Source organism: Aestuariivirga sp., assembly GCF_044238155.1.
GTDB lineage: Bacteria > Pseudomonadota > Alphaproteobacteria > Rhizobiales > Aestuariivirgaceae > Aestuariivirga.
In genome coordinates, this window is sequence record NZ_JBIIDX010000112.1 from 1 (window position 1) to 11,873 (window position 11,873).

The 11,873-nt window shown below is 55.8% G+C and carries 10 protein-coding genes and 3 pseudogenes; 8 read left to right on the forward strand and 5 right to left on the reverse strand.

Going from position 1 to position 11,873, the window contains the following annotated elements; all coding sequences use genetic code 11:
* The 6 genes and pseudogenes from ACILRN_RS12000 to ACILRN_RS12025 form a co-directional block, all read left to right on the forward strand.
* Nucleotides 1–395 (forward strand): chemotaxis protein CheW (locus ACILRN_RS12000; RefSeq protein ID WP_395688590.1); only part of this gene is annotated, 395 nt, incomplete at its 5' end.
* Nucleotide 396: 1 nt separating this feature from the next.
* A complete protein-coding gene (locus tag ACILRN_RS12005) occupies nt 397–1,233 on the forward strand; it encodes a CheR family methyltransferase (RefSeq protein WP_395688592.1) in 837 nt (278 codons plus the stop codon).
* A gap of 1 nt (nt 1,234) precedes the next feature.
* Nucleotides 1,235–2,293 carry a chemotaxis response regulator protein-glutamate methylesterase gene (locus tag ACILRN_RS12010; RefSeq protein WP_395688593.1) on the forward strand — a complete coding sequence of 353 codons (1,059 nt, stop codon included), beginning with the start codon at nt 1,235–1,237 and terminating at the stop codon, nt 2,291–2,293.
* Between the two features lie 4 nt (nt 2,294–2,297).
* Nucleotides 2,298–3,533, forward strand: coding sequence for an adenylate/guanylate cyclase domain-containing protein (locus ACILRN_RS12015; protein ID WP_395688595.1), 1,236 nt, complete (start codon nt 2,298–2,300; stop codon nt 3,531–3,533).
* A gap of 31 nt (nt 3,534–3,564) precedes the next feature.
* Nucleotides 3,565–5,763 (forward strand): SulP family inorganic anion transporter, encoded by a 2,199-nt coding sequence (locus tag ACILRN_RS12020; RefSeq protein WP_395688597.1) that lies wholly within the window; start codon nt 3,565–3,567, stop codon nt 5,761–5,763.
* Nucleotides 5,764–5,947: 184 nt separating this feature from the next.
* Nucleotides 5,948–6,154: pseudogene (locus ACILRN_RS12025) on the forward strand (recombinase family protein); the annotation flags it as partial.
* A gap of 131 nt (nt 6,155–6,285) precedes the next feature.
* Here the strand turns inward: ACILRN_RS12025 and ACILRN_RS12030 are convergent.
* Together ACILRN_RS12030 and ACILRN_RS12035 are read right to left on the reverse strand one after the other, a co-directional pair.
* Nucleotides 6,286–6,798 (reverse strand): formamidopyrimidine-DNA glycosylase, encoded by a 513-nt coding sequence (locus tag ACILRN_RS12030; protein WP_395688608.1) that lies wholly within the window; start codon nt 6,796–6,798, stop codon nt 6,286–6,288.
* A 54-nt stretch (nt 6,799–6,852) separates the two neighbouring features.
* A pseudogene (locus tag ACILRN_RS12035) lies at nt 6,853–7,068 on the reverse strand (DNA-formamidopyrimidine glycosylase family protein); the annotation flags it as partial.
* 364 nt (nt 7,069–7,432) lie between these two features.
* On the opposite strand from ACILRN_RS12035, the gene ACILRN_RS12040 reads away from it, so the two are divergent.
* Nucleotides 7,433–8,182 (forward strand): SDR family NAD(P)-dependent oxidoreductase, encoded by a 750-nt coding sequence (locus ACILRN_RS12040; protein ID WP_395688600.1) that lies wholly within the window; start codon nt 7,433–7,435, stop codon nt 8,180–8,182.
* Nucleotides 8,183–8,284: 102 nt separating this feature from the next.
* Here the strand turns inward: ACILRN_RS12040 and ACILRN_RS12045 are convergent, their stop codons facing one another.
* Both ACILRN_RS12045 and ACILRN_RS12050 read right to left on the reverse strand, forming a co-directional pair.
* Nucleotides 8,285–9,112: a methyltransferase family protein gene (locus ACILRN_RS12045; protein ID WP_395688602.1), complete on the reverse strand. Its 828-nt coding sequence runs from the start codon at nt 9,110–9,112 to the stop codon at nt 8,285–8,287.
* A gap of 16 nt (nt 9,113–9,128) precedes the next feature.
* Nucleotides 9,129–9,812: an FAD-binding domain-containing protein gene (locus ACILRN_RS12050; protein WP_395688604.1), complete on the reverse strand. Its 684-nt coding sequence runs from the start codon at nt 9,810–9,812 to the stop codon at nt 9,129–9,131.
* Between ACILRN_RS12050 and ACILRN_RS12055 the strand changes: the two are divergent.
* A pseudogene (locus ACILRN_RS12055) lies at nt 9,700–10,011 on the forward strand (DUF5681 domain-containing protein); the annotation flags it as partial. The gene ACILRN_RS12050 and the pseudogene ACILRN_RS12055 sit on opposite strands and share 113 nt — an antisense overlap.
* Nucleotides 10,012–10,810: 799 nt before the next feature.
* On the opposite strand, the gene ACILRN_RS12060 reads toward ACILRN_RS12055, so the two are convergent.
* A partial coding sequence (locus ACILRN_RS12060; protein ID WP_395688606.1) for an SbcC/MukB-like Walker B domain-containing protein occupies nt 10,811–11,873 on the reverse strand: 1,063 nt, incomplete at its 5' end.

Sequence of the window (11,873 nt, forward strand, 5' to 3'; positions counted from 1 at the left end):
GCCCGGAACCAGACATGATATCCCCTGTTCTTGGGCGTGGACGTGTCATAAATCGCAGAGGGCGCCTTCTTCCAGTTCTCCATCTGGGGAATTATCTGGGCATTTCTTCGGATTATTCCGATCCATCCGAGTGTATGGCCATCATCGCTGAGTCCGGCACCCTGCAATGTTGCCTGCTGGTAGACCGGCTGCTTGGCAAGAATGAGGTCGTGATCAAGGACCTAGGTGAGGTATTCGAAGCGCAAGGCGCGATGTCAGGCGCTGCTATTCTTGGCGACGGGCAAGCCGCCTTAATCATCGATGTGGACCACGTGGTGAGCAACGCATCGTCCTCCGCCAGGCGGAGCGCCCAGGCACACTGGCACGCAAAACCAGCCTCTCCGCTGATGGCCTGAAATGACGCTCGGAGTGATCGATGGACCGAGCTACCGGCAGATCGTCGAAATCGTATACCGGAGCAGCCGGATCAATCTTGGGAATACCCGCCAGCAGCTCGTCGTCGCGCGCTTGGCAAAACGATGCCGCGAGCTCGGCCTGGCCAATTTCGAAGCCTACTGTAATCTGTTGGCCGGCGCGGAGGGTCCAGACGAAATTGCTATGCTCGTCGATCTGATCTCGACCAACCATACTGGATTTTTTCGTGAGACGTGTCATTTCGAAAGCGTCACGTCGGTCATGCTGCCTGCCTTCTTCGCTCAGGCCGATCGCAATATGCTGACGGTGCGTTGCTGGTGTGCTGCGTCGTCGTCTGGAGAAGAGCCGTTTTCCTTAGCTATTACGCTGCAAGAATTTGCGCGCAATACGGGTGCTTTCCGCTGGCGGGTGGAGGCGACGGACATTTCGCGGCGGATGATCGCACTCGCGCGTGCGGGCATCTATCCCGAAAAAAAACTTGGCTCGCTTCCGCCCGGCTGTCTCGAGAGATACTTCCACAAAGGTATTGGCGTCTCGGCTGGCCTCAGACGAGTCCGCGACAGCCTCAAGGCAAATATTGTATTCCATGCTGCGAACCTTTTTCAGGATAAACTTCCGGTAATGGAGCTGCAGCATGTGATATTCTGCCGGAATGTCATGATCTACTTCGATCGAGCCTCTCAGCAGCAGTTGCTGAACCGCCTCGCAGCGCAACTTCTTCCAGGCGGCTACCTAGTCCTCGGATTGTCAGAGAGCCTACTCGGACTCGATCACTCGCTGCGTTCCTTGGGATTTAGCGTATACCGGAAGGAAAAGTGACATGACAAACAAGATCAGGGTTCTTGTAGTCGATGATTCCGCACTGGTACGCCGGGCGATCACTGATGTCTTACATCGCGATGAGGCCATCGAAGTCGTCGGCGTGGCGCATGATCCCATCATCGCGATGGATAAGATGCCGAAACTGCAGCCACATGTCCTGACGCTTGATATTGAGATGCCACGCATGGACGGTATCACTTTCCTTCGTCAGCTCCGTGCGGCAGGAAACCAAATTCCCGTTGTCATTGTAAGTTCTCTGTCACCGGAAGGATCCGAGCTCGCGCTCGAAGCGCTGGAACTCGGAGCATGCGAGGTGCTCGCCAAACCAAATAGCAGCATGGACATCGGCAATCTTGGGCCTCGCTTGGCTCTGGCCATCAAGGCGGCGGCGCAGAGCACCAACAGGCGCACCCGGGTACAGGTGCCCCAGCGACAGGCTGCAGTCGTAAAAGCTCCGACTTTGGCAACACAAATGTCTGACCGCCGGCTCATCGTAATTGGCGCATCGACAGGAGGTGTCGAAGCCTTGCGGTTCCTCATCCCCGCTCTACCCGCCGGGTTACCCCCGATCGTGGTCGTGCAACACATTCCTCCCGTTTTTTCGAACTCCGTTGCCCAGCGTCTCGACCTACTGTCACAGTGTGCAGTCCGTGAGGCGTGCGATGGCGAGACCCTCAAACACGACCTCTGCTTGATTGCGCCTGGCGACCATCATCTGTCTGTTACTTCACAGAGTAGTGGATATGTGACAAGACTCACCCAGACGCCGCATATCAATTACTGCCGCCCGGCGGTGGACGTGCTTTTCCGTTCCGCAGCCACGGCAGCCGGCCGAAATTGCCTCGCGGTACTTCTTACCGGCATGGGCAATGATGGGGCCGCTGGGATGCAGTGGGTGAAGAAATTGGGTGGTATCACACTGGCTGAAGACGAAGCGAGCTGTGTCGTGTTTGGGATGCCACGAGCTGCAATTCAGCTGGGAGTTGTCGACCGAGTGGCAACCCTTGAGCAGATGCCCGGCGCAATACTGCAAAGTCTTGCGCAGTTATCGGATTGAATCGATGTCGAATAAAGAAAATGCTTTTACCAGCAAAGATCTAGATGTTCTGAGCCTTGTGTCTGACAATGTCCGTGCGCTGGATCCAACAGAGCTGGATGCTGAGGCCAGCAGGCCTGTGCCGCTCTCGTCCATGCGCTTTCTTGTTGCAGATGACAGCAGCCTCATGCGCATGGCGCTCAGCCGTTCTCTGAAAAATCTCGGCTTTGAGAACATTACCACTGTGTCGAATGGAAAAGAGGCGATTGCACAGCTTCGAGGGGGATCTTTCGACCTTATCCTGCTGGACATCGAAATGCCGGAGATGACAGGGCTTGAGGTGCTTGAAGTGATGAAGGCCATGAAGATCGTGGACATTCCCGTTATTGTCATCTCCGGTGGCAGTGACTCGGAGGACGCGATTCGCTGCATCGAAATGGGCGCTGAAGACTATTTGCCAAAATCCTTCAACCCCGTGCTTCTCCGCGCACGCGTGATGAACGCACTCAACAAGAAGCAACTCCGTGACCTGGATAAAAAACGTCTCGATACAATTCGGCGGCAGCATGAGATGGTCACCAGGGAAAAGGAGTTAAGCGACAATCTTCTACTCAATATTCTCCCACGCGAGATTTCGGGCCGGCTGAAGGGAGGCGAGGAGATCATTGCTGATGCACATGACTCCGTCACCATCCTGTTCGGGGATCTCAGCGGCTTTACCGCCATGTCGCGGACAATGTCGGCAATCCGGCTAGTGACGGTCCTGAATGGCATCTTTAGTGAGTTTGATCGTATCACCCATCGCCACGGCGTGGAGAAGATAAAGACGATCGGTGACTGCTACATGGCCGCTGCGGGCCTTACTGCAGGGCATAGAGACCATGCTGGCGCGCTCGTTACTGTTGCTTTTGAAATGCTGCAGGCGGTTACAGAAGTAAATGACGCATACAATCTCGACCTAAAAATGAGAATTGGATTGAATTCGGGGAACGCGGTGGCCGGCGTCATTGGCCTTCGCAAATTCACCTATGACTTGTGGGGCGACGCCGTCAATATCGCAAGCCGAATGGAATCGACAGGAGAGGCAGGTCGTGTGCATATCTCTGCGAACACTGCCCGCTTGCTTTCACCAGCTTTTGAACTCGAGGAGCGAGGACTGGTAGAAGTGAAAGGTGCGGGGTCGATGTTGACTTACTATGTGAAGTCGTGTCCATGCCAACCCTATATTGGAATTGAAGACGCCAGACCTGAAGAAATGTAATATGTGAGCGACATAAGCGGGGGGAAGAGATATGGCTGATCGTTTGGGCATACGCGCTCATCTGAACACGATTTCCTTCGCGATCGTGTCTGGCACGCGAGAGATCAGTGAAACGCTGGCAATGGCGGCGTTCCTCTTCGCGGGAAGTCTCAGCGCAGGGTATGAACTGGCAGGAATTTTGTTCCTACTGGGTTCAGTGATCATAAGGATCGCGGTCGGATTCTTCAGCCGCCTGCCAAATGCGGTCGGTGGCCCCCAGGAAATTGGGATGGCGTTCATCGCGAGCATTCTCGTTGGCCTGCCCACGTCCATGACGACTGATGTGTCCATTGCAACGGCAATCGCGGTGTGTGGGGCAACCAGCATCCTGACTGGCGTTGTGTTCCTTCTGGTAGGTGAATTGAAGTTAGCGCATCTTGCGCGACTTCTGCCCTATCCGGTCCTTGCGGGTTTTCTGGCCGGGTCTGGATGGATCCTGTTCAGTGGCGGCTTTATCATGGTTCTTGGTCCGCTTCCTCGCCTGCTTGAAGCGGATCTGGCGTCACTGCTCGATTGGGCGCCGAGTTGGCAGGAAGTGGGAGTGATCGTTCCGGCACTTATTCTGGCCCTTGTGATCCACCTTGCTGTAATGAGATGGACACAGGCGACGCTGGTTGTGATGATCGCTGCGATCCTTTTGTTCTACGGGACTCTGGCAGGGTTTTCGATCAGCACTGAGACGGCACGGGACTGGGGTTGGCTGCCGGCAGACGCAACGGCAGCACTACCCTCCGGTCTTGGATTGAACATGGTCTCGCTCATTGACTGGTCGTTTGTCGCTTCTGCCATTCCGGTTATGCTGGCTGCGGCGGGGCTCAGCACGGTGGGTATGTTGCTGACCACCGGCGGCCTTTCGCTTTCAAGCCGCACAGACGTGAACGTCAACCGGGAACTCCGCGGCCAAGGCATTGCAAATCTGATCGTGGGCGCTTTCGGTGGTCTGGCCGGCTATGTCACAGTGGGAAACACGATTCTTGCTGCCCGCTTTGGCGTGTCTCGGGTTGCAGCCGCCGTGCCAGGAGCAATCGTTCTCCTGATCGGTGTTGCCTTTGCCGGTCCGATCGTCAGTTTTCTGCCCAATTTCCTGATCGTCGGAATTATCGTCTACGCCGGTTTCGATCTGCTCCTGGAGTGGGTCTATGCCAGCAGGCGTCGGCTGCCATTCTTTGAATGGTGCATCATTCTGCTCATTCTTGTCGTGGTCATGATCGCCGGTATTCTTGATGGAATTCTCGTTGGCATAGGCCTTTCCGTGGCGATGTTTGTCTACAACTATGCCAAGCTTCCGGTCATAAGATCCGGTGGCAGCGTGCGTGACATGCGAAGCAACGTCGAACGTTCTGCGGAAAGCAACAAACTGCTGGATCAGCATGGTGAAGATGCTGTCGTCTTTGTTCTGCAGGGCTACCTTTTCTTCGCAACGGCAAAGATCATCCTCGACCGCGTGCGAAGCCATGTCGAAAAAACTGTAGAATCGCGGACGCGTTATGTGATCTTGGACTTTGCAAATGTGAGCGGCTGTGACACCGCGGCAGTAACGGCTTTTTCAAGCATTCTGAACCTCGTGTCTGGCTATGGTTTCGTGCTGATGTTTTCAGGCCTCTCGGCGCCTGTAAAGCGGCTGTTAGAGCGCTCAGAATCGATTTTCATCAACCCCGATCTCGTGAAGGAGTTCCCCGATCTCGACCATGCAATTGAGTATTGCGAAGAATGCATTATCTCCAGCAATGGCGAGAATACCAACTCCAAGCTGCAGGATGCCGTGTCTTACCTTCGGTCAGTCGTGGGTGACCAGGCGGGCATCGAGGCGATTTCGCGCCGGTTCGAAATCACGTTGCTGCAGAAGGGCGACTACCTGATCCGCCGCGGCGAGGCAGCGGATGACATTTTTGTCATTTTGAGCGGGCGCGTCAGGGTGCAGATACCACTGCCAGACGGACGTGTCATTCGTTTGCGAACAATGACCCCAGGCTCCGTCGTCGGTGATATTGCCTTCTATACCTATCAGCGCCGGACGGCCGACGTGATCCTCGAGGAAGACTCCACGATCATGCGCATCTCATCGGACGATTTGAAGGCGCTGGAACGTGAGAACGGCGCAATCGCGGCACAGATCCATCGTGTTTTTGCAAGGAACCTTGCCGAAAAGCTCGCACTGGCGAACAGGGCAATTCAGATGGCGCAGCGCTGAGCAAACAATTCAGGTCGACCCTGCCACTGCAGCATCGTCGGCCAGCGAACGGGCTACATACTGGTCATAGACACGAGGCAAGCCTTGAACCAGCGGAAAATGCAGCAAAAATCCGCGAAGGTAGCCTTTCCGCTCGACTTCAGTCGCAAAAGAAGCATTTGTGGACATGCGAAACGTTACGCATGTACTCGACCGACACAACGTGTCCTTCGTGGCGGTAACCCAGCAGTTCAATACGTCAACTTCAATGGGCCGACTGACGCTCAACGTGGTGCTCTCCTTTGCCCAGTTCGAGCGGGAAGTGGTCGGCGAGCGCATTCGTGACAAGATCGCCGCCTCCAAGAGGCGGGGCATGTGGATGGGAGGCCATCCGCCGCTGGGCTATGAGGTCATGCCTCAAGATCCTCAACCTGCGCTGAATATCGCGATCTTTCCGTGTCATTGCAGACCTCCTCCCGGCCCAATAGGGCTATGAAACAGGATGTCGGGCAAGATCGAAGATATCGACGAACTTGAGCCAAACTATCTGACGTTGGGTTGACAGGTGTCGCAGATGAACGCCCTGCGGCTGGCCATTTCCAGTCGGCGGATTTCAGATGCGCATGCTGGGCAATGGGACTTGTTGAAGATGTTCACCCGCTCACCGTAACGGCTGCGAGCTTTCTTCACGCCGTCGACCGTAATGATAGAATTGGCCTTCACACCAATCCTGAGAAGATGCACGGCATCGGCCCAAAGCCTGTCAAACGTCTCACGGCAGATCGCGTTTCCTGGTATTTCTGGACTAACTTTTTGGCGCCACAGAATTTCACTGCGGTAAATATTTCCGATCCCGGCAATCACGGATTGATCCATCAGCAAGAGTCCAATCGGAGTTTTGCTCCTGCTGATCCGCACCCAGGCACGCTCAGGGTCGGCATCGGCACGTAACACATCAGGCCCAATGCGCGCGATCAGTGTCATCCGAGCAGGCATGTCCAGAACCTCGCAGCGATTTGGCCCGTTGATATCAACGCAATGCGTCTTGCTCATCATGCGTACACGCACCGCTCCCTTGGGTTCCGCCGCAGGGTTCCTTTGAGTTTTGAATACACCGAACAAGCCCAAGTGGATGTGAAGCGCGTCATCTCCGAAGCAGTAGAGCAAATGTTTGCCGTAGGCTTCAACGCCGGTGCAAGTTCTTCCATCAAGTTTGCCCGCACCTTCCAGAAAGCGCCCCTGCGGCGAGGACACATCAAGGCGGTGTCCAACCAGCATAGGCCGCTGATCAATCGCGGCGCGATGTAGTGTGTGTCCCTCAGGCATTGACTGGACTCCCAAGCAGGCGTCAGGCCACAGAAATCAGCAAATCCTCAAATCGGCAGCAAACGCCAAGTTGCGGCGGCATACAAGAGCATATTCACTTAGGGTAACGTTCTCGATCTTCTTGCAAGGTGTTGCCGACGTCTGCATCCAGACTGAGCCACTCACATGTCTGAATCACCTGCTCTCATGATGGCTGCCGCAAGTGACTCATCTTGGCAGATTCGCCACAGTCAATGTAGATGACACTGAATCTACACTCTGATGGAATTTTGAATGGTTTTACGATTCGCAACAAGAGAACCTTTGAACTATAGCCCCTGAACCAGCTATCACCTCGACGGCACGAAATCAGCAGCGGAACATCATGAACGAAACCATAAGATCAAATGCCGGAACAAATTCCGCCATTGAGTTGAGTTCATTTTCCAAGACGGGCGTGGCTGTGATTTTCGGCTCCGGCGGCGGTATCGGAAATGCATTGATGGACGTGCTCAAATCCAATCAGAGCTTCTCTCATCTGATGGGCTTCAATCGAAGGATAACTCCGTCAATCGATCTGATGAACGAGTCGAGTCTGGAGCGCGCTGCAAAGTCAGCAGCCGAAAAAGGCGAGCTTCGCCTGGTGATCGACGCGACCGGTTTTCTTCATGATGAAAACCAGGCGCCAGAGAAAAGCTGGCGTCAACTCAATGCTGACAAACTCGCGCGCTCTTTCGCCCTGAATGCCATCGGTCCCGCGCTGATCATGAAGCATATACTCCCGCTGTTACCTCGCTCAGGAAAAGCTGTTTTTGCAACGTTATCCGCAAGAGTTGGCAGCATCGGCGACAATCGCCTCGGCGGTTGGTACTCATATCGTGCCTCAAAAGCAGCCCTCAACCAGCTTGTGCGGACTTCTGCCGTAGAATTGGCGCGTCAATCCCCTGAAGCCATCTGTGTCGCCCTGCATCCAGGTACGGTCGCCACGTCACTTTCCGCGCCTTTTGCAGCGACTGGACTGACGGTCCACGAGCCTTCTGAAGCCGCCCGCAATCTCCTGACGGTCATTGACAGACTTACACCGGAAGCCACCGGAGGCTTCTTTGACTGGCGTGGAGCGCCCGTGCCCTGGTAGCACCTCGGCTTGTCCGCGAGTTTCAATTTTTGGTTGTCTCGGCACCGTGTTGTCTCGATATGTGCTTTGCACCCTGCAAGCTTCGAGGCGTGGCCAATGACCTTACGTTTTGCGCGACTTCGGCAGATCTTTCCCTAGTCGCAACCGAGGCACCGCATAGGGCACTGATGCGCGATAGTCTTCGAAACGACTCCCATAGCGGCTGACAAAACGGCACTCCTTAAGCCGTGGAGCCAACAGGCAGTAGGCCGTGTAGCAGACGGCAAGCGCCAGTTGGTCGGGTGTCCAGACAGGCACCGTCCAGAGCGTCAACGCGAAGGCAACATAGATCGGCTGACGAATCAGGCGGAACAGGCCCACGGTCGGCATGTCAGGAAAGACCGGGCGCTTGCGCGCCATCAGGGACATCCAGCCAAGTGCACCCGACTGAACCTCTGCCCCCGCATCGAAACTCGCCTTTAGCAGCAGAAGCCAGCTTGCGGCATAGGCAAATGATATCGCCCAAGACAAGAAACCTTCGGCGCGCCACCAGATGATTCCGGACGGCGTCCACAGGGCGAACAGCGCCAGGAGTTGTGCCGAAGCGATAATGGCATAAGTGGTCGTTACAAGTGTCGAGCCGTATGGACCGGGCATCAGGCGGGCGATGACCCTCCCTCCGCGTCCGGTTAGTAGCAGCGAATGGGCAAGCGGAAACTGGAGGATCAAGGCGGCATTGGCCAGCCATGCCCACGGCCATGGCACCGTACCGAAGCTCTCGCTCATTCCAAAGAACATCGCGGCCATCATGGCGAGCACGGCTGCCGCAAACAGGCTGTGGCATAGGACGCCAAGCGCCAGGGCAAGCCCGATCCGGCCCGCACCGGGCGGGGGCCGAAGGGCGCCCTCTACCAGTGTGATCAGTCTCGAAATGCGCGGATCAGTCAGCATGCTTGGTGACCGTTAATCACAGGTCGAGCTTCAATTGCGTATCGGTAGTAGATCCGCGCGCCGGGACCTTCTTGCGCGCCCTCATCGGTATGCCAGCTTTTCGACTTCCATGTTTCGCGGCGATCTCCTGCGCCACATGGCCATGACGGGCCGCGCTTCTGAGACCGTGCAATGCCTCGCGCGCAGACCGCATGGCACCTGCATTTTCCACGATCGGAGCGGGATAGGCGAGGGCAGACGCCCGTGGCCAGCTCCGCGGCTCATGGATGAACACATCTGGTACGGACGCCAGCTCCGGTAAGTGGGCGCGTATGAAGCGGCCATCAGGATCCTGGTCGAGGCCCTGCTTGATGGGATTGTAGATGCGGAGCGTGTTGATGCCGGTCGTACCCGACTGCATCTGGACCTGCGGCCAGTGAATGCCGGGCTCGTAGTCCACGAACTTCCGCGCCAGATGCAAACCGCTCTCACGCCAGGGCAGCCACAGGTGATAGCTCGCGAAGGACATCAGCATCGCGCGCATCCGGAAATTGATCCAGCCATGCAGGTCGAGTGCGCGCATGCAGGCATCAACGAAGGGATAACCCGTGCTGCCTTTGCACCACGCGGCAAACCGATGCGAGTCGGGAGGGCCCGTCCGGATACCGTCATACAGGAAGCCACCCCTGGAAACACGCTTCCAACCCGGGCGGACAGGCAATCCTCGTGGTCGGCCCAAAGGTTCGATGACCTGCAAACCTGACCCTGCGCGGAAACTCTCGGAAGTCGTGCGAGAGGAATCAAGACGTCCGGTCAACTTGCAGCAGGGTGGACAGACGATAACCCTGCCCTCGGACCAAGCTGTCGTGAGGAGCATTACCGCACGCGCGATTCAGGGAAACGCATCCGCGCAGAGAAGCTTTCTGCTGTTGCAGAAGGAACTGAACACCCCCGACGATGTTGTCTGGAAGGAGCAATTGGCGATTCTCATAGCCTACAAGAATGGATGGCGAGAAGTCTTGCGCGACTCCGCCCGCAGGCACATATCGCTACCTCCGCCCGACCCACTGCCAGAAAGCATCGAGATTGACGAGGACAATCGCGCTGCATACCTCCTGGCGCCTCATGAAGTTTCCTCGGGGGACTGTGCGCCCACCGATCCGCAAAGGAGACGGCTTGGTGCCGAGGACTATGATTGGCTGAGGCGAAACATTCCAGATACTGAAAATACATCAGCTCTCAACCCTCAGCCACTATTGAGCCCCGAGGAAACCCGCAGGCTGCCATATCACATCAGGGTAGCCCTTTGGACAGGTCTCAAGGGTATCACAGACTTGCGCGAAGGAAAATTTGTGTACGTGGCTCCACCGCGACCCATCTTTGACGACTCGTTCACCACTCCGTGTGAGCGCCAAATGCCACTGAGTGGCAGCCAGGGCTATGCGGTCGAACCCGATGATGCAGAGATACTTCTGTCACAAGGCTGGAAAGCAATCGAACCGGACGACTGAAAGGTGAATTCGGCGAAAGCAGCAAGAGAGCACATCGGGCGCTCGACTGAAATTGAGGCCATGAAGTCAGCCTGACACTGCTGCCTATGAAAGTCATGCAAACCTTGCTTGCAGTAAAAGGAAACTCTTGGGATAGATGACGAGGGGCGCGCCTCCCGGTGCAAAGATTGCTGGCATTGAAACACTAGATGGCTTTTTTGATAGTTTTTCAAGCCTGCACAAAGTTGCCAGTAATCCGAACCGAACTCTTCCCACCACCAAGCTTGGCTACCATGATTTGAACAGGGATGCGATCCTTCATCGCGTCAACATGACTGATGACACCTACCTGTCTCCCTTGGGATTGCAGACCCTCCAATGCATCAATAGCCAGATCGAGGCTGGTTGCGTCCAACGAGCCAAACCCCTCATCGATAAAGAGAGTACCGGCAAGACCGCCTTTACCTCCCATCCGTGACAACGCCAATGCAAGCGCTAGAGAAACAAGAAAGCGCTCACCACCCGAGAGGCTGCGTGTCGCGCGAGCTTCGCCGCCCATTTCGACGTCTTCCACCTGCAGCGCCAACTCTGCAGCACGGCGGAGCCGGTATCTTGGATTGAGTTCCGCGAGATGACGATTAGCGCTGTCCGTCAGGACGTCAAGGGTTATGGATTGCGCATACCGAGCGAACCGATCACCGCTGCGAGAACCGACTGCAGCGTTAACCGCTGACCAGACATCCAACTCAGTTCGCGCGATGCCTATGTCGACTTCCAATGCTGCCAGCCTGTGCTTAGCTTCATTGTCATTTACTATCTTGTTTTCGATTGCCCCAAGTCTTTGCTGTCGGGCATTTGCGTCTTCGTTCAATTTGTTGATCTTGGCTCGCAGATCCTCCTCTGATGTCTGCGGAAGAATTTTCCGATGCCCTTCCAGATCAAGTCTCCTTTCCGTCGCGGCTGCATGAGCAGCTATCAATGCGTCATCAACCCTGCGCAAGCTATCACGAAGCATATGGACTTCGGTCAGGTCAGCCCCAAAAACCTCTTCGAGTGCTTCTTCCGAAACTTGCATTCCTTCAAGTGCCAGGAGCAGCTTGACTCTGGCAACGTTGGCCGCCTCTTTCGCTGATGTAATTTCAGTCTCCGCTGAAGTGTAACGGGTGGCAGCGGCTATGGCCTCGTTCTTTGCATCGGCAAATGTCTTCTGGGTTTCATCCCTCAGCGTGTCCGTCGTCAGATAATTTGAGACGTTTGGGTGCGTGATCGAAGAGAGGATCTGGCGCATCTGG

What these genes read in the sequence shown, in the direction of transcription:
- ACILRN_RS12045 (WP_395688602.1), bottom strand. Translation starts at nt 9,112, where the DNA reads ATGCTGACTGATCCGCGCATTTCGAGACTGATCACACTGGTAGAGGGC.
- ACILRN_RS12030 (WP_395688608.1), bottom strand. Translation starts at nt 6,798, where the DNA reads ATGATGAGCAAGACGCATTGCGTTGATATCAACGGGCCAAATCGCTGC.
- ACILRN_RS12010 (WP_395688593.1), top strand. Translation starts at nt 1,235, where the DNA reads ATGACAAACAAGATCAGGGTTCTTGTAGTCGATGATTCCGCACTGGTA.
- ACILRN_RS12040 (WP_395688600.1), top strand. Translation starts at nt 7,433, where the DNA reads ATGAACGAAACCATAAGATCAAATGCCGGAACAAATTCCGCCATTGAG.
- ACILRN_RS12005 (WP_395688592.1), top strand. Translation starts at nt 397, where the DNA reads ATGACGCTCGGAGTGATCGATGGACCGAGCTACCGGCAGATCGTCGAA.
- ACILRN_RS12020 (WP_395688597.1), top strand. Translation starts at nt 3,565, where the DNA reads ATGGCTGATCGTTTGGGCATACGCGCTCATCTGAACACGATTTCCTTC.
- ACILRN_RS12015 (WP_395688595.1), top strand. Translation starts at nt 2,298, where the DNA reads ATGTCGAATAAAGAAAATGCTTTTACCAGCAAAGATCTAGATGTTCTG.